This window comes from Mesorhizobium maamorense (assembly GCF_044998965.1).
Taxonomy (GTDB): Bacteria; Pseudomonadota; Alphaproteobacteria; order Rhizobiales; family Rhizobiaceae; genus Mesorhizobium.
This window is the reverse complement of sequence record NZ_CP173356.1, coordinates 1,055,184-1,071,560: the sequence shown is the minus strand read 5'-3', so window position 1 is coordinate 1,071,560 and position 16,377 is coordinate 1,055,184. Positions and strand designations below refer to the sequence as shown.

At 62.8% G+C, this 16,377-nt stretch carries 14 protein-coding genes and 1 pseudogene; 9 read left to right on the top strand and 6 right to left on the bottom strand.

Annotated features, from left to right (window positions below; genetic code table 11):
* Positions 1-13: 13 nt before the first annotated feature.
* The gene (locus ACIU1A_RS05520; protein ID WP_404926822.1) at positions 14-916 is read right to left on the bottom strand and encodes a LysR family transcriptional regulator; all 903 of its coding nucleotides are present in this window, start codon (positions 914-916) and stop codon (positions 14-16) included.
* Between the two features lie 114 nt (positions 917-1,030).
* Between ACIU1A_RS05520 and ACIU1A_RS05515 the strand changes: the two genes are divergently transcribed.
* From ACIU1A_RS05515 to ACIU1A_RS05485, 7 genes are all read left to right on the top strand, one after another.
* The gene (locus ACIU1A_RS05515) at positions 1,031-2,686 is read left to right on the top strand and encodes an ABC transporter substrate-binding protein (RefSeq protein WP_404926821.1); all 1,656 of its coding nucleotides are present in this window, start codon (positions 1,031-1,033) and stop codon (positions 2,684-2,686) included.
* 240 nt (positions 2,687-2,926) lie between these two features.
* Entirely contained in the window at positions 2,927-3,724 is a 798-nt protein-coding gene (locus ACIU1A_RS05510; RefSeq protein ID WP_404926820.1) for a DUF427 domain-containing protein, read from the top strand.
* A gap of 80 nt (positions 3,725-3,804) precedes the next feature.
* Positions 3,805-4,569 (top strand): SDR family oxidoreductase, encoded by a 765-nt coding sequence (locus ACIU1A_RS05505; protein ID WP_140497899.1) that lies wholly within the window; start codon positions 3,805-3,807, stop codon positions 4,567-4,569.
* 450 nt (positions 4,570-5,019) lie between these two features.
* Positions 5,020-5,994 (top strand): ABC transporter substrate-binding protein, encoded by a 975-nt coding sequence (locus ACIU1A_RS05500; RefSeq protein ID WP_140514717.1) that lies wholly within the window; start codon positions 5,020-5,022, stop codon positions 5,992-5,994.
* A 76-nt stretch (positions 5,995-6,070) separates the two neighbouring features.
* On the top strand, positions 6,071-7,156 hold the full coding sequence (locus ACIU1A_RS05495; RefSeq protein ID WP_404926819.1) for a glycine betaine/L-proline ABC transporter ATP-binding protein: 1,086 nt from the start codon (positions 6,071-6,073) through the stop codon (positions 7,154-7,156).
* On the top strand, positions 7,153-9,129 hold the full coding sequence (locus ACIU1A_RS05490) for an ABC transporter permease (RefSeq protein ID WP_404926818.1): 1,977 nt from the start codon (positions 7,153-7,155) through the stop codon (positions 9,127-9,129). Before ACIU1A_RS05495 ends, ACIU1A_RS05490 begins: the two co-directional genes overlap by 4 nt.
* A gap of 34 nt (positions 9,130-9,163) precedes the next feature.
* Complete coding sequence (locus ACIU1A_RS05485) at positions 9,164-9,541, top strand: GFA family protein (protein WP_140649038.1); 378 nt, start codon at positions 9,164-9,166, stop codon at positions 9,539-9,541.
* 6 nt (positions 9,542-9,547) lie between these two features.
* Here ACIU1A_RS05485 and ACIU1A_RS05480 read toward each other — a convergent pair whose 3' ends face one another.
* On the bottom strand, positions 9,548-10,906 hold the full coding sequence (locus ACIU1A_RS05480) for an NAD(P)-binding domain-containing protein (RefSeq protein ID WP_404926817.1): 1,359 nt from the start codon (positions 10,904-10,906) through the stop codon (positions 9,548-9,550).
* 262 nt (positions 10,907-11,168) lie between these two features.
* On the opposite strand from ACIU1A_RS05480, the gene ACIU1A_RS05475 reads away from it, so the two are divergent.
* Both ACIU1A_RS05475 and ACIU1A_RS05470 read left to right on the top strand, forming a co-directional pair.
* On the top strand, positions 11,169-11,891 hold the full coding sequence (locus ACIU1A_RS05475; protein ID WP_140497887.1) for an XRE family transcriptional regulator: 723 nt from the start codon (positions 11,169-11,171) through the stop codon (positions 11,889-11,891).
* 111 nt (positions 11,892-12,002) lie between these two features.
* A complete protein-coding gene (locus tag ACIU1A_RS05470) occupies positions 12,003-12,371 on the top strand; it encodes an endonuclease domain-containing protein (protein WP_224705000.1) in 369 nt (122 codons plus the stop codon).
* A gap of 118 nt (positions 12,372-12,489) precedes the next feature.
* On the opposite strand, the gene ACIU1A_RS05465 is transcribed toward ACIU1A_RS05470, so the two are convergent.
* The 4 genes and pseudogenes from ACIU1A_RS05465 to ACIU1A_RS05450 form a co-directional block, all read right to left on the bottom strand.
* The gene (locus tag ACIU1A_RS05465; RefSeq protein WP_404926816.1) at positions 12,490-13,530 is read right to left on the bottom strand and encodes a heme-dependent oxidative N-demethylase family protein; all 1,041 of its coding nucleotides are present in this window, start codon (positions 13,528-13,530) and stop codon (positions 12,490-12,492) included.
* A 9-nt stretch (positions 13,531-13,539) separates the two neighbouring features.
* Positions 13,540-14,505 carry a PDR/VanB family oxidoreductase gene (locus ACIU1A_RS05460; protein WP_404926815.1) on the bottom strand — a complete coding sequence of 322 codons (966 nt, stop codon included), beginning with the start codon at positions 14,503-14,505 and terminating at the stop codon, positions 13,540-13,542.
* Positions 14,502-15,098, bottom strand: coding sequence for a dimethylamine monooxygenase subunit DmmA family protein (locus tag ACIU1A_RS05455; RefSeq protein ID WP_140520859.1), 597 nt, complete (start codon positions 15,096-15,098; stop codon positions 14,502-14,504). Before ACIU1A_RS05455 ends, ACIU1A_RS05460 begins: the two co-directional genes overlap by 4 nt.
* A 40-nt stretch (positions 15,099-15,138) precedes the next feature.
* A pseudogene (locus ACIU1A_RS05450) lies at positions 15,139-16,273 on the bottom strand (aminomethyltransferase family protein).
* Between the last annotated feature and the right edge of the window lie 104 nt (positions 16,274-16,377).

Here is a 16,377-nt window from a genome sequence, read left to right as displayed (position 1 = left end):
CGGCCCCTGCCCTTCACGGATGGCCGGCCATGCTGAAGGACCGGTCGCCCTCGGCAAAGCCCTGCTCGCCGGCCCAATCCCTCGTCAGTGCCCGCAATCCCGCCAAGGCCACGTCGAGCACATCCGACGACGCCGGATTGCTGGGATAGGCAAGATAGATCGGCCGCTGGAACACGGGCGTGTTCGCGACGCGTTTCATTTCGCCGCGCTCGATATGGGCGCTGACGGCGCTGAGCGGCAGATAGGCGGCGGCTTGCTGCGACAGCACGTGCTGCAACCCGATGAAGACCAGGCCGGCCGAAATGGCCGGCTTGACCATGCCGGTAAACGCCCGATCATGCTCGATGCGGAATTCGAGCCCCCAGTCCATCAGTATGTAGTTCTCGGTCCACGGCTTCGTCTGGGCGGCATGCTGGACAAGCACCACCTGATCGACGGCCAGCGTTTCGTAAACAATGCCGGGATGCGGCCGCGGCAGATAGAGGATGCAGATGTCGAGCAGACCTTCGGCCAGTTGATCGATCGCCAGATCGGGAAAACTGCCCTCGAGCCGCAACGCCACCTTCGGCCGCTCGGCGCGCATCCATTCGACCCATGGCGAAGTGATGCGCTCCCACAGATAGGCGGGCGCGGTCAGCCGCAGCAGTGTTTCGTAGCCATCGGGAACGGCGATGTCCTGCCTCGATTGCTCCCAGGTACGGGTGATTGCGGATGCATGCGGCAGGAACTGGCGGCCGGCCGGCGTCAGCGTGATGCCATCGCGTTCGCGGACGAAAAGCCGTCGCCCCAACTGCTCCTCCAGCACTCTTATCCGCGCACTGACGGTGGACTGGGCAAGGTTCAGCCGATTGGCCGCGACGGTGAAGCTGCCATGCTCGGCAATCTCCAGGAAACTGCGCAGGTTTTCGGTGTCCATGTCTTGGCTCTCCGCATCGAAAATTCCGATGGCCCCTATCAAAAAATATCGCTTTCCGCTGGCGGTCAACGATGAATTAGATGGCCTGCCCCAAGACAAGCGAGGATTGCAGCCATGCCGAAGCATTTCGAGAGGATCGACATCGCTCGCCGGAATCTCACTGCAATCGAAAATTCCGCTGTCGACGAATTGCTGGCCGGCCGGCTCGACCGGCGCGATTTCCTGCGCCATGGCAGCGTTCTCGGCCTTTCGCTGCCGTTCTTGGGCAGCCTTGTCGCCGCCGCCGGTCTCGGCACGCAAGAAGCCCGCGCCGAAGGCAAACCGGGCGGCACGGTGCGCGCCGGCGTGGCGACGCCAGGCGGGGCCATCGATCCCGTCACCTACTACGACAGCGGCAGCTACCAGCTGGTTTTCCAGACCGCCGAATTCCTCTGCGTCACACAGCCGGACCTCACGCTGAAGCCGGTGCTGGCGGAAAGCTGGTCGCCGAACGAGGACGGCAGCGTCTGGACGTTCAAGCTGCGCAAGGGCGTGAAATTCCACAATGGCGAGGACTTCAAGGCCGACGACGTCGTCGCGACCTTCGACCGGCTGGCCGACCCGGACGGGGCCTCGAACGCGCTTTCGGTGTTCAAGGGCCTGCTGTCGAAGGGCGGCACCCGCAAGGTCGACGACCACACCGTCGCCTTCCATCTCGACGTGCCGAACGGCAGCTTTCCCTATTCGGTGTCGATCGACAACTACAATGCCGTCATCCTGCCGGCGAACTACAAGGGCGATTACGAAGAAACCTTTGAAGGCACCGGCCCGTTTAGGCTGGAGACCTACACGCCGAAAGTCGGCGCGACCTTCATCCGCAACCCCGATTATTGGGGCGAGAAGGCGCTGCCGGACCGGCTCGAGTTCAAATTTTACGGCGATGTCCAGCCGCGCATCCTGGCGCTGCAGGCCGGCGAAGTGGACATTCTCGACGCCGTTCCGCTCGATGTCAGCCAAGTGGTGCTGAACAGCCCCGACATCACCGTGCTGCGCGTCGCCTCGACCGCGCACCGCCAGCTCCACATGCGCTGCGACATGGCGCCTTTCACCGACAAGCGCGTGCGCCAGGCGCTGGCGCTGTGCATCGACCGTTCCAAGCTGGTGGATGGGCTGTGCCGCGGGATGGCGGCGACCGGCAATGACAGCCCGTTTGCGCCGGCCTTCCCCGCGACCGACAGAACGGTGCCGCAGCGCGCCCAGGACATCGCCAAGGCCAAGCAGCTTATGGAAGCCGTGGGCCTCGGCAGCGGCTTCGACATCACGCTGACGACGCTGCGCTACTCCGACATTCCCGGCTACGCGCAGCTGTTCCAGAACTTCGCCAAGGAGATCGGCGCGCGCGTCTCGCTCAACATCGAGGACCAGGACAAATATTACGGCAAGGCGGTGTTCGGTCAATCGGACTGGCTGGACAGCCCGCTCGGCATCACCGACTACGCCCATCGCAGCGTGCCGAACGTGTTCCTGAAAAGCCCGCTGGTCAGCGACGGCCCGTGGAATGCGGCGCATTTCAAGAGCGCCGCCTATGACGGCATGGTCACTTCCTATCTCAAGGCGCTCGACATCGGCGCGCAGCGCGCGGCGGCGTCAGACATCCAGAAGCTGCTGCTCGACGAGACGCCTGTCATCTTCAGCTATTTCCCCGACCTCCTGGTGCCGGTGCGCAAGAATGTCAGCGGGCTGCCGCCGATCGCCGCCGGCCTGCTGCTCGACCGGGTGTCGCTGGGATAGAGGCTGGATGGACAATTTCTGATTTCGGGCGGCGAGGCTATTCGCCAGCGGGCTGCGAAGGGCGATGGGGGGCCATTGTTCGAGCCGCTCGACTCAGGAGAAGCCCGCCGCCCGGAAACCCACTCCGATACCATGACTCAGTCCAGGTCCATCTCGCTCTGCGCCAACACTCGATGACAAAAGAAACGGGAGACTACCATTCGCAAGCCTCATTTGCGCGGCCGTGGGCCGCATTTTCCCTTGCTCGACACGATCGTGCAGTATGAGTTCGAGCCCGGCTACGTCGCCTTCACCATGCCGACGCAGAAGCGGCTGCGCGTGCAAGTGGGATCGATGATCGTCGCCGACACGACCAGGGCGCTGGTGTTCTACGAATCCGATCACCTGCCGGTCTACTACTTCCCGATGAGTGATGTGCGCGAGGAGTTCCTGCTGCCGAGCAGGACGACGACGGAAGATCCGTTCAAGGGCCTGGCTACGCACTACTCGCTCAACACCGGCATCACCTTGGTCGAGGATGCCGCCTGGCGCTATCTCGACCCGGTCAAGAGCTGTCCGCCGATCGCGGACTACATGTCCTTCTACTGGCCCAAGATGACGCATTGGTATGAGGAGGACGAGGAGATCTTCGTCCACGCCCGCGACCCGTTCCGACGGGTCGACTGCCTGCCGTCGACACGGCGGGTGCAGGTGATCCTGGACGGCGAGCAGGTCGCTGATTCACGGCGCGGCGTGTTCCTGTTCGAGACCGGCCATCCGGTACGCCATTATCTGCCGATCTCCGACACGCGGCTCGATATGTTCGCGCCCAGCCGCTACATCTCGCGCTGCCCCTACAAGGGCATCTCCAACTACTATCACGTGACGACGGGCAAGAAGCGCCACGAGAACCTCGTCTGGTACTATCCGGAGCCGGTGCATGAGGCGGAGCGCATCAAGGGCCTGGTCTGCTTCCATCACGAACTGGTCGACAAGATCCTGGTCGACGGCGTCGAGATCCCGAAAGAAGCCACGGCCGCCTCCGACGGCTATTTCTAGCCGTGTCGCAATGCCCGCGCTGAAGGCTTGATCGGAACGCGGGACAGCGCATACCCTCCCTGAAGCAGGGAGGGCTATCGATGGATCTTTTCAAGCTGGACGGCGATGTCGCGCTGGTTACCGGTGCCGGCAGCGGCATCGGCCAGGCAATCGCGATCGGATTGGCGCAGGCCGGCGCCGACGTCGCCTGTTTCGGCCATGCATCGAAGGGCGGGCTGGAGGAGACCGCACAGCGTATCACCGCGCTTGGGCGCAAGGCGCTGGTGCTGACGGGCACGGTGACGTCCGAGAGCGATCTCGCGGCGGCGACCGACCGCGTCGAGAGCGAACTCGGCGCCCTGACGATTGCCGTCAACAATGCCGGGATCGCCGGATCGGAGCCGGCCGAGACGATGGCCCTGGAGACGTGGCGGAAGGTGCACGAGGTCAATGTCGCCGGCGTGTTCCTGTCCTGCCAGGCCGAAGCGCGCAAGATGCTGGCGCGGCGCAAGGGCTCGATCGTCAACATCGCCTCGATGTCGGGCACCATCGTCAATCGCGGGCTGACGCAGGCGCATTACAATTCCTCGAAGGCCGCCGTCATCCACATGTCGAAGAGCCTCGCCATGGAGTGGGCCGACCGCGGCCTGCGCGTCAACGTGGTCAGCCCGGGCTACACGCTGACGCCGATGAACAAGCGGCCGGAGGTGGCGGAAGAGATCAAGATCTTCAAGCGCGACACGCCGATGGGGCGCATGGCGACGCCCGAGGAAATGGTCGGGCCGACCGTGTTCCTGGCCAGCCGCGCGTCGAGCTTCGTCACCGGCCTCGACCTGATCGTCGATGGCGGCTACGTCTGCTGGTAAGGTGGCTCGGCAGGCGGGTTGGGTGCGACCTCGCCTGCGGTCCGAATTATGCATCCAGCAAGCCTTAGTCGTTGCGCCCGATGAACGTTGGTATATATATTTTCATCCCATGAAACCGTCCTGGCGATGGGGCTTGCCGGGCCGATAGCCGAGGTCAGGGGACCCTGATGGCTCGCATTTTTGCAGGGCGCCATAAGGCTGGCAATCGACCCGCAGATGATCGCTGTCGCAGCGATGCGTCGGCAGCTAGGACGCCGACCCTCTCAGCACCATTTCCGCAAATCAAAAACTCAGCACAATCCCGCCTGCGCCGGTTTTGGCCGCGCGATGGCGGAAACGGCCTTGCGCAAAGGCAGGTCTTTCCAACACAATCAAGAAAAAACCCAACAAGGGCAGAAAGACGCAAGAAGGGAACGAACGATAACCGTCACAGCTTGAAGGAGAACAAGCATGTCATTTCGGAGCAGAGTTTCTAAACTGTCCCTGGGCGCCGCCGCGCTCGCGGCACTGAGCCTGCCAACGCTTTCCGTCCACGCCGCAGCCCCTGAATCCAACGATCCCATCAAGATCGCGCTGTTCGACTGGACCAGCGTCAATCTCAACGCCAAGATTCTCGGCGGTATTCTCGAAAAGCTCGGCTACACCGTCGAATATCCGACTGCCGATTACCTCTCCAGCCTGACCACCGGTCTCACCAATGGCGACCTCGATATCGGCCTGGAATTCTGGGACACGACCGCCGGCGAGGCGATGAAGGCTTCCGACGCCACCGGCCAGACCGAACGCCTCGGCAAGCTCGGCCCCAAGGCCAAGGAAGAGTGGTGGTTCCCCGAATATATGAAGGAGAAATGCCCGGGCCTGCCCAATTGGGAAGCGCTGAAAGATCCGAAATGCGCCGAGGCCTTTTCGACGGCCGAGACGGCGCCCAAGGGTCGTTATCTCGGCGGTCCGGTGACCTGGGAGGGTTTTGACGACGAGCGCGTCGAGGCACTCAAATTGCCATTCACCGTCATCCACGCCGGCACCGACGCGGCGATGTTCGCGGAGCTCGATTCCGCTTACCAGCGCAAGGCGCCGATCATGCTGTGGATCTATTCGCCGCATTGGGCGCCGGCCAAATACAAGGGCGAGTGGGTCGAGTTCCCCGAATACACGCCCGAATGCTACAGCGACCCGAAATGGGGCACGAATCCCGATGCCAAATATGATTGCGGCAAGCCGCATGGCGAGATCTGGAAATATGCCTGGAACGGCATGAAGGACAAATGGCCCGTCGCCTACAAGGTGGCCAAGGCCTACACGGTCGACACCGACGAGCTCAACAAGATGAGCGGCGAGATCGACCTCGGCGGCAAGACGCCGGAGGACGTCGCCGCCGCCTGGATCGCCGCCCACGAAGCCGATTGGAAAGCCTGGGCACAGTGATCGCTCCGACTGGAGAATGAGACCCGGCCGTCGATCGGCCGGGTCTCAATCGTCGATATTCCAGAAGGACGCTTGAATGCCTGACAAGACCGAACAGGAATCGAACGCTGCGGGCGCGCCAAAGGATGCCCGCTCGATAAAGCTGGCCTGCCGCAATGTCTGGAAACTGTTCGGTTCGAACGCAGCCAGCTTCATCCGCGAGCGCGACGGCAAGGCCAGCATGGCCGATATCGCCGCTGCCGGACTGGTCGGGGCGGTACGCGGCGTCGATCTTGAAATCCGCCAGGGCGAGGTCTTCACCATCATGGGGCTCTCGGGGTCGGGCAAGTCGACCCTGGTGCGCTGCATGTCGCGTCTGGTCGAGCCGACGCACGGCAAGGTCGAGTTCGAGGGCAAGGACCTGCTCAAGATCTCCGATGCGGCGCTCATCGAACTCAGGCGCCACCGCATGGGCATGGTGTTCCAGAATTTCGCGCTGCTGCCGCATCTCAACGTGCTGGACAACATCGCCTTTCCGCTCAGCATCCAGGGGCAGGACCGCGCGACGCGCGAAGCACGCGCCCGCGACGTGATCGAGCTTGTCGGCCTGCGCGGCCGCGAGCATTTCTATCCGCGCGAGCTGTCAGGCGGCCAGCAGCAGCGTGTCGGCATCGCCCGCAGCCTGGCGACCAAGCCGGAGATCTGGTTCCTCGACGAGCCGTTCTCGGCGCTCGACCCGTTGATCCGCCGCGAGATGCAGGACGAGCTGACGCGATTGCAGACCATGCTGCACAAGACCATCGTCTTCATCACCCATGATTTCGACGAGGCGATAAGGCTGGCCGACCGCATCGCCATCATGAAGGATGGCGAAGTCATCCAGATCGGCACGCCGGAGGAACTGGTGGTTGATCCCGCGACCGACTATGTCACCGAATTCACCCGCGACGTCGACCGCGCCAAGGTGATCTCGGCGAAGAGCCTGATGCGCGCCTGCGACGGCGCCGAGCATGGCGGCACGGTGGCGCCAGAGGCCAAGATTGCCAGCTTCTCGGCCAGCATCGTCGCGGTCGGCAGACCGTTCGCGGTGGTCAACGGCAGCGGCAAGCCGATCGGCGAGGTGACGCCGCAAGCGGTGATCGACCTGCTCGCCGGCATCGAGAGGTCAGGAGCCGGTGCATGACAGTAACGGCAAGCGCCAGTGGGACGAGGCCGCGACCGGCGCAGACCCGGCTGCTGGTCTGGGCCGCAGCGCTTGCGGTGGTGCTGGTCGTGTTCCTGCTCCAGGACAGTCTCCCCTGGGCTGTCAACTATCCGGCCGAGGCGATCGTGCCGGTCGCCGATTGGGTCAGCGCCCTGATGCGCTGGATAAAGATAAACCTGTCATGGCTGACGCGGTCGACCACCGCCGTGCTCGGCGTGCCGCTCGATTTCGCGCTCGACCTTCTGGCCAAGAATTTCAAGATCGGCCACGGTGCCGACGCCTATGTGCTGCCGCGCCTGTCCTGGATCGGCGTCTGCGCGGCAGCCTTTGTCGCCGGGCATGCCGCTGGCGGTCGCAAGCTCGGCATGCTGGTCGGCGGCTGTTTTCTCTACATCGCGCTGTTCGGCCAATGGACCAGCGCCATGCTGACGCTGGCGCTGATTTCCATCGCCGTGCCATTCTGCATCGCCACGGGATTGTTCGTCGGCATCTGGGCCTGGCGCAAGCCTTGGGCGGAAAGGCTGATCGTCTCCCCTGCCCTCGATCTGATGCAGACCATCCCGACCTTCGCGTACCTCATCCCGATGCTGCTTCTGTTCGGCAACAGCCCGGTTTCGGCGATGATCGCCACCGCCGTCTTCGCCACGCCGCCAATGGTGCGGGCAACGATGCTCGGCCTGTCGCGGGTGCCGTCCGAGATCAACGATTTCAGCGAGATGGCCGGCTGCACGGCGCGGCAGAAACTATGGCGCGTGCTTTTGCCGTCGGCGCGGCCGACGCTGATGGTCGGCGTCAACCAGGTGATCATGCTGGCGCTGAACATGGTCATCATCGCCTCGATGATCGGCGCCGGCGGGCTAGGCTATGACGTGTTGCTGGCGCTGCGTGCGCTGAAGGTCGGCGAAGCCATGGAGGCGGGGCTGGCCATCGTGGCGCTGGCCATCGCGCTCGACCGGCTGAGCCAGGCCATCGCCGCCAACCATGCAAAAGGTCACGTCCACCGGCAAGTCCAGCCCGCTTTCTGGCGGCGCAATCTGACGCTGGCCGTCGCCATCCTGATCGCCACCACACTGCTTGGCCTCTTCGTGCCTGCCTTCGCGGCGGTGCCGAAGGCGATCACCTTCACCACTGCGCCATTGTGGAAAGCGGCGGTGAATTGGGTGACGATCAATTTCTTCGATGTCATCGAGGCGTTCCGCGTGGCGTTGATCCTCAACGTGCTGAACCCGGTGCGCGCCTTCTGCGAGGGCTTTCCGTGGCTGGGCGCGGTGTTCCTGCTCGGCCTTGCGGGCTATCAGCTTTCCGGGTTGCGCCTGGCCGCTCTGGTGGCAGTGCTGACCGCCTTCTGCGCCGTCACCGGGCTGTGGGAAAAGACCATGGCGACCGTCTATCTCTGCGGCATCTCGGCCTTCATCGCTTGCCTGATCGGCATTCCGATCGGCCTGATGGCCGCGCGCAGCGACCGCGTCGAGAAGGTGATCACGCCCGTCATCGACACGCTGCAGGTACTGCCCTCCTTCTGCTTCATCATTCCGGTGGTGATGCTGTTCCGCGTCGGTGACGTCACCGCGATGATCGCAACGATCGCCTTCGCCGTGGTGCCGGCGATCCGCTACACCAATCACGGCATCAGGCAGGTGCCGCCGGCACTGATCGAGGCGGCCAAGGTTTCGGGCTGCACGCCGCGCCAGACTTTCTTTCGCGTGCAATTGCCACTCGCGCTGCCCGAGATCATGCTGGGCGTCAACCAGACGATCCTGATGGCGTTGGCGATGATCATCATCTGCGCCATGGTCGGCACCCGTGATCTCGGCCAGGAGGTGTTCATCGCGCTGTCCAAGGCCGATTCCGGCCGCGGCATCGTGGCAGGCCTCGCCATCGCCTTCATCGGCATCGTCGCCGACCGGCTGTTCAATGCCTGGACGGCCAAGGCACGGGCAAGGCTGGGTTAAAGCTCAACCGGCGAACTTATCAAGGGAGGAAGACATGACCAGCAGGATTGCCCGCTGCGCCTGTGGCCAATTGCAGATCCGCTGTCCGCAACAGCCGGCCAAAATATCGCTTTGCCACTGCCTGGACTGCCAGCGGCGCACCGGCAGTCCGTTCGGGATAGCGGCTTTCTTCGATGCCGACGCGATCGACATCGACGGCTCATCCCAGATATTCCGGCGCAATTCCGACAGCGGCTTTCCCGTCACGTTCCACTTCTGTGGACACTGCGGCTCGACGGTGTTCTGGTATCCGTCGCGCAAACCGGAGGCGGTCGCTGTCGCGGTCGGCTGTTTCGCCGATCCGTCTTTCCCTGCGCCGACGCAAGCCGTCTATGGCGAAAGCCGCCACGACTGGGTCGTGTTGCCGGCCTGAAAGCCGCTACTCCGCCGCGACGCCCTTCACCTCCAGATAGCTCTCCATCGAATCGTCCAGCGCCTGCAGCCACGGCGTATGGTGCAGCGGCGCCATGGTGCCGGTCATCAACGAGCGGTAGGAATGGTCGCGGAAGCTCATGATGTCTTCCACCTTGTGATGCTCCCATTCCATGAAGGTCTGGTTGACCGCCTCGACGTCGAAGCCGGGATAGTCGGTCTGGTCCATCAGTTCCTTGGTGTAGTCGCCCTGGAACCAGATCATCTGCTCGGCGTCTTCCAGCGTCTCCTCGCGCGCCCGCCATCTGGCGCCGTGCTCGGCCATTGCCTGCGCGGACGGCAGCTTGATGCGGCCCATGATGACGTCGCGCGCGAACCAAGCCTGCGCGTCGAACATGTTGAAAGTGTAGAACTGGTCCTGCATGCCGATGTAGAAAAGCTTCGGGTTCTTCTCCCAAACGACGCCTTCATAGAGATCCAGCGGCCACATGCGGTTGGCGGTCTTGAGCTTCAGGTCGTCGGTGAGGAAGGGGAAGGAATGGAGATAGCCGGTGCACAGGATGATTGCGTCGATATCCTTGGTTGAACCATCCTTGAAATGCGCGGTCTTGCCGACGACCTTCTGGAGCAGCGGCACCTCTTTCCAGTTCTCAGGCCATTTGAAGCCCATCGGCTTGGAGCGGTAGCTCGAGGTGATCGACTTCGCCCCGTATTTGTAGCACTGCGAGCCGATGTCCTCGGCCGAATAGGAGCGGCCGATGATCAGGATGTCCTTGCCCTTGAATTCCATCGCGTCGCGGAAATCGTGGCTGTGCAGGATGCGGCCGTTGAAGGTCGAGAACCCCTCGAAATAGGGAACGTTTGGCACCGAGAAATGCCCGGAGGCGACGACGACATTGTCGAACTCTTCCGAATAGGTGACGTCGTTGGTGCGGTCATGCGCGGTGACGGTGAATTCCTTCGTCTCGTCCGAGAAGGTCACCATGCGCACAGGACTGTTGAAGCGCACCCATTTGCGCACGCCTGACTTTTCGACGCGGCCCTTGATGTAGTCCCACAGCACGGCGCGCGGGGGATAGGAGCCGATCGGTCGGCCGAAATGTTCCTCGAACGTGTAGTCGGCGAATTCCAGGCATTCCTTCGGCCCGTTCGACCAGAGATAGCGATACATCGAGCCGTGCACCGGATCGCCATGCTCGTCGAGGCCGGTGCGCCATGTATAATTCCACAGGCCGCCCCAGTCGGACTGCTTTTCGAAGCAGACGATCTCGGGAATGTCTGCCCCTTTGTCGGCCGCTGACTTGAAGGCCCTGAGCTGTGCTAGGCCGGACGGTCCGGCCCCGATGACGGCAACGCGAGTGTTCATTTCCGGGCCTCCATTTTTTTGATTTCCCCAGCGAAACAAATTTCACTGGCAGTGACAGTAATTGGCCCTTCGGCACTGTCAACAGTCATCTGCGGGAGCGGCGTTTGCGCAAGGCGGATTCCTGGCGAAGAACCCGCATTGGCCGAAATCGCGGGATTGGCGCATGCGACATAAGACGGCTTGCCGACGCGGCTGCGCTCATGTATCGCCACCGAACATGTTCACCTTGAGTGAAATAAATCCGCGAAGTCCGGGGGGCGACATGGCGAAAAACGCTTCAAATCCAAAGGCCGGTGCTGGAGCCGGCGGCGCAAAGGCAAAGCCGCTGCCAAAGGTCTCAGTGGACGGGAAGACCATCCGCGCGCCGCTGACACAGAACCCGCACGCCATCCGCGACACGCGTGAAAAGGTGCTGGAAGTGGCGATCGGCCGCGAGGTGCGCGCGTTCCGCAAAAAGCTCGGCATCACCGTCGCCGATCTGGCGGTCGCCACCGACATTTCGCTGGGCATGCTGTCGAAGATCGAGAACGGCATCACCTCGCCGTCGCTGACCACTTTGCAGGCGCTGTCGCGGGCGCTGGGTGTTCCCGTCACCGCCTTCTTCCGCCGCTTCGAAGAGGAGCGCAGCGCCGTTTTCGTCAAGGCGGGCGAAGGGTTGGACGTCGAGCGCCGCGGCACGCGGGCCGGCCACCAGTACAATCTGCTTGGTCACATCGGCTCGAACACCAGCGGCGTCGTCGTCGAGCCCTATCTGATCACGCTGACCGAGGATTCGGACGTGTTCCCGACCTTCCAGCACGAGGGCATGGAATTCCTCTATATGCTCGAGGGCGAGGTCGTTTACCGACACGGCAGCAATCTCTATCCGATGAAGCCCGGCGACAGCCTGTTCTTCGACGCCGACGCCCCGCACGGACCGGAGCAACTGACGAAACTGCCCATGCGCTATCTGTCGATCATCTGCTATCCGCAGAGCGCGGGGTAAGGGGACTCGATTTCCTTTTTTACAGCATTGGCGATTGGCGAAAGCCGAAGTGGCATCCGATCTCCCCCCTTGAGGGGGAGATGTCCGGCAGGACAGAGGGGGCGAACCGCGATGACGCATAATCTCGTATCCGCCAACAACCGCCGCAATGCGCGCAGGATGCGCAAGGTGATGACCGACGCCGAACTCAAGCTCTGGAATGAGATCAGGGCACATAGGTTGATGGGACTGGGGTTTCGGCGCCAGATGCCTATCGCCGGCCATATCGTCGATTTTGCATGCCCGGACAAAAAGCTGATCGTCGAGCTTGATGGTTCCCAGCATGGCCAAGCCGAAGCGTTGGAATTGGACGCTGCAAGAACCGCCAAGTTCGAAGCCCTGGGCTGGACCGTCCTGCGCTTCTGGAACGACGATGTTATCCGCGACATCGACAGTGTCTGCCAGCATGTCGTGATTGTGGCCGGGCTGGGCGGCGGGTGAGTTTCGCGGAGCGTTAGAGGTTGGACATTGGGCAAGGCCTGCGCTCCACGGCGCCCCCTCTGCCCTGCCGGGCATCTCCCCTCTTGGGGGAGATTGGCTGCTTGGAGGGCAGCGTCAATCAATCCGGCCCGAATCCCGGGCTCGTCGCACTGCCATCATCCAATTTCGACAGCCACTCGACCAGTGTCGGGCGGTAGCGCGTCAGCCCCTTGTAGGTGGCGAGTTCCTCGGGCAGGTCGCGGACGACGCGGTGCAGGCGGCGCGCCCATTTCGGTTGCGTCACCAGCTCGTCCATCTTGATCAGGTAGCAGCGGATCGGGAAGACGATGGCGTTGGAACGCGGCAGGCGCCAGAAGCTCTGCAACTCGACGCGCAGATGCACCTTGTCGCCGACATTGTCGGGCGTCACCGTCGCGCGGTCCGGGCCCCATTTGTGGTAATTCTCGGGGCTGGTGTCGAGGCGCGGATTGACGGTCATGGTCCAGTTCAGGCGACGCGCCGGCTTGCCCTGCTGGATGTTGATGAGGAACTTCAGCGCCCTGACGAAAATCCCCTTTTCATGTGCCAGCGGTACCGGAGCGTGCCACTCGAAGAAGTTCATGCCGATGTCGAAGTCGAGCGACCAGTCGGCCTGGGTGGTGACCATTCCGGCATCCATCCAAAGATTGCCGTCGCGCTGATCGAGGATGCAGAAATCGCCCTGGCTCTGGCGGGTGATGTATTCCATCGGTCCGTAAGGCAGCGTCGAGGTGTCGCCGAAGGTGAAGGTGTCGTCGATGCCGAGCGGCCGGTTGATCCAGCGCCAGCGGTCGCCGTCTCGGGTCAGCGTGAAATGCTCGGGATAGCCCAGCGCCTGCTGCTCCATCAGAAGTTCGAGCAGATCCCAGCCGGCCAGCGTCATGTGCGGCAGCGACTGGCAGCGCAACGGATCCTCGGCCAGGACCAGAGCGCGGTCCTGCATCTCGGCGACATAGTGCTCGTCGACATCGATCAGGTTTTCCAGCACGCTGCCCTTCGGACCGACCACATGCGGCTCGATGTTGATCGCATACATGTAGCTGTCTTCATGGAACGGAAACGGGAACCGCCTGATGTGCTCAGGGCTGTTCCTGAAGGTGAAGTCGTCGCGAAACGTTTCCTTGCGAAAGGTGATGCCCAAGCTCGCCTCCTATCTTTCCAAGACCAGCGATTTGCCTTCGAAGCGCGACACGCACGGCATGATCTTGCAATCGGAGCGATGATCTTCCTCGCTCAGCCAATGGTCGTTGTGGATGAACTTGCCGTCGGACGAAATGACGTTGGTTTCGCATTGGCCGCAAACGCCGCCGCGGCAGAGATAGGGCGGATCGACGCCGGCCGCCTCGATCGCCTCGAGCAGGCTCTGCTGCTCGCCGACCCGGATGCTCTTGCCGCTGACGGCCAGCGTCACATCGAAGGGCAATCCCGGTTGCGGCGCCGCGAAATGCTCGAAATGCACGGTCTCCGGTGGCCAGCCAAGCGCGGCGGCGCGCTCGCGCACCCAGCCGATCATGCCTGCCGGACCGCAGACATAGAGATGCGTGCCGAGCGGCTGCGACGACAGCAGCCGGTCGAGGTCTATGCGTTCCCCGCGGTCGTCGTGATAGAGCCGGACCCGGCGGCCGTAGCGCTGTTGCAGCACATCGGCATAGGTGCCGAGCGAAGCCGTGCGGCAGGTGTAGTGCAGTTCGAAATTGCCGCCCTCGCCTGCCAACTGCGCGGTCTGGGCCATGAAGGGCGTGATGCCGATGCCGCCCGCCAGCATCAAATGTTTCTTCGCCCGGAGATCGAGTGAGAACAGATTGACTGGATAGGAGATCACCATCTCCAGGCCGGGCTTGACGCTCCGGTGCATGAAAAGCGAGCCGCCCCGGCCGACATCGTCGCGACGTATCGAGATCGTGTATTCGCGCGTGTCGAGCGGCGAGCCCATCAGCGAATAGGGATTGAGCCTTGTGCGGTCGCCGTCGCGCATCTCGACCACGACATGGGCGCCACCTGAAAAGGTCGGCAACAGCTCGCCGTCGCGGCGGCGGAAATGAAAGCGGGTGACCAGCTCGTTGACGGGAACAACATCGCTGACGACGACGTCGAGTTTGGTGGTGCCGGTGCTCATCGGAAGACCTCCTCGATCGGAGGAATTTCGCTGCGATCCTCGGCATTGATGCAGACGCCCTGGAACGCCGCCAGCCGCCGCGAATAGTGGTCGCGTACCAGAAGTAGCAGGCCGCAATGCGAGCAGGTGGCGGGTTGCGTCGTTACATTCTCGGTGATGCCCTTGCAATGCACGCACTGCACGCGGCGCGCCAGCGAGCCGCGATGTTCGGTCTGGATCGCGGTGTGGTCGATGCCGGCATCGAGCGCCACCTGCATGGCCTGGCCGATCAGCCCTTCGGTACCGGCGAGATAGAGGCGCAGGCCCATATGCGCGTTATCAAGCGTCTGTTTCAGCCGCGGCAGCAGGCTGGCGAAGGACGGCGCCTGGTGGAAGCGCGCCGGTTTCAGCGCTTCGAGAGCGGCGACATGCTTGTCGTCCGGCCCGGGAATGAAGACGATTTCGGCACCGTCGAAGAACCTGTCCGGAGCCGTCTTGGCCATGTCCGCTATCGCGAGCGCACCCTCGGCATCGGCGATGAAAAGATGATGCTTGCCGGGCTGCGGCGACAAGGTTCCGTAGACGGGCCGGCTGATGATCGACTTGGCTGCCATTCTCTGCTTCGTGCCTCGAACCCTCGCCTTCGACTATGCCTCAGCCTTTCGCCGTGCGCTTGCTCTTCTTTGGGTCATCGAACGGCAATGGCTGCGCCGTCGCCTTAATCGATCCGCTCCTGTTGCGGATCTCGAGCCTTGTGTCCTTGACGGCGCAGTCGACGTCGAGGCGGACGATGCCCATCGATTTCTCGACCAGCGGCGAATACATGGCGCAGGTGACGACGCCGACTTGTCTGCCATCGCGATAGACCGGGGCGCCCTCGTCGGCCGGCTCCTTGCCGTCGAGCAACACGCCATAGATCTTGAAGCGCTCCTTGCCCTTGAGACGGTAGTGCTCCTCGGCGCCACGAAAGCCGGTCTTGCCCGGGCTGACGGTGAAGTCGAGGCCGAGTTCCCACAGCGTGTCGCCGGGGCCTTCATTCTCGAACGGATATTTCTGCGAATTGTCGTAGGGATAGAACAGGAGATAGCTCTCGACGCGCAGCATGTCGAGCGTGGTGAAGCGGCACGGGATAATGCCGGCGCTCTTGCCCTCGTCGAGGATCCTGTCCCAGATCGTGCCGGCATCCTGGCCGCGGCAGAAGATTTCATAGCCGCGCTCGCCGGTATAGCCGGTGCGCGAGATCATCACCGGAAAACCGAAGAGCTGCGTCTGCATGTGATGGAAATAGTTGAGGTCGCGAATGCCCGGCACGTGCCTGGCAAGATAGTCGACCGCCGCCGGCCCCTTGCAGCGAGAGGTCGTGCAGATTGTCGTCGAAGCACAGCGACACGTCCCTGCCCATCGCCGCCCGCTGCAACTCCTCATGTCCGGTTCCCGAGCCATGCACCACCATCCAGCTATTCGGCCCGGTGCGGTAGAGGATGCAGTCGTCGGTGAATTTTCCCGCCTCGTTGAGCATGCAGGCATAGGCCGATTTGCCGGGATAGATTTTTTCGACGTCGCGCGTGGTGGCGAGATCGATAAGGTGCGAGGCGTGCGGGCCTGTGATGTGGACCTTCTTCAGGCCCGAGACATCCATCAGCCCGGCCTTGGTGCGGATAGCGATGTATTCCTCGTCGGCATCCTTGTCGTAGGTCCAGGCGGTGCCCATGCCGCTCCAGTCTTCGAGTTTCGAACCCAGCGCGCGATGGCGATTCGCCAGGGTTGAAAATCTCCAGGATGCCGTCATCCGATCCTCCGTTCGATATTTTGATTATGTTCCCTGCTCCTGTGCGCGCGGGCTGGAGCTTTGAGCGAATATTGATCGCAAACGCGTGGGGCCTGCAATCCCCT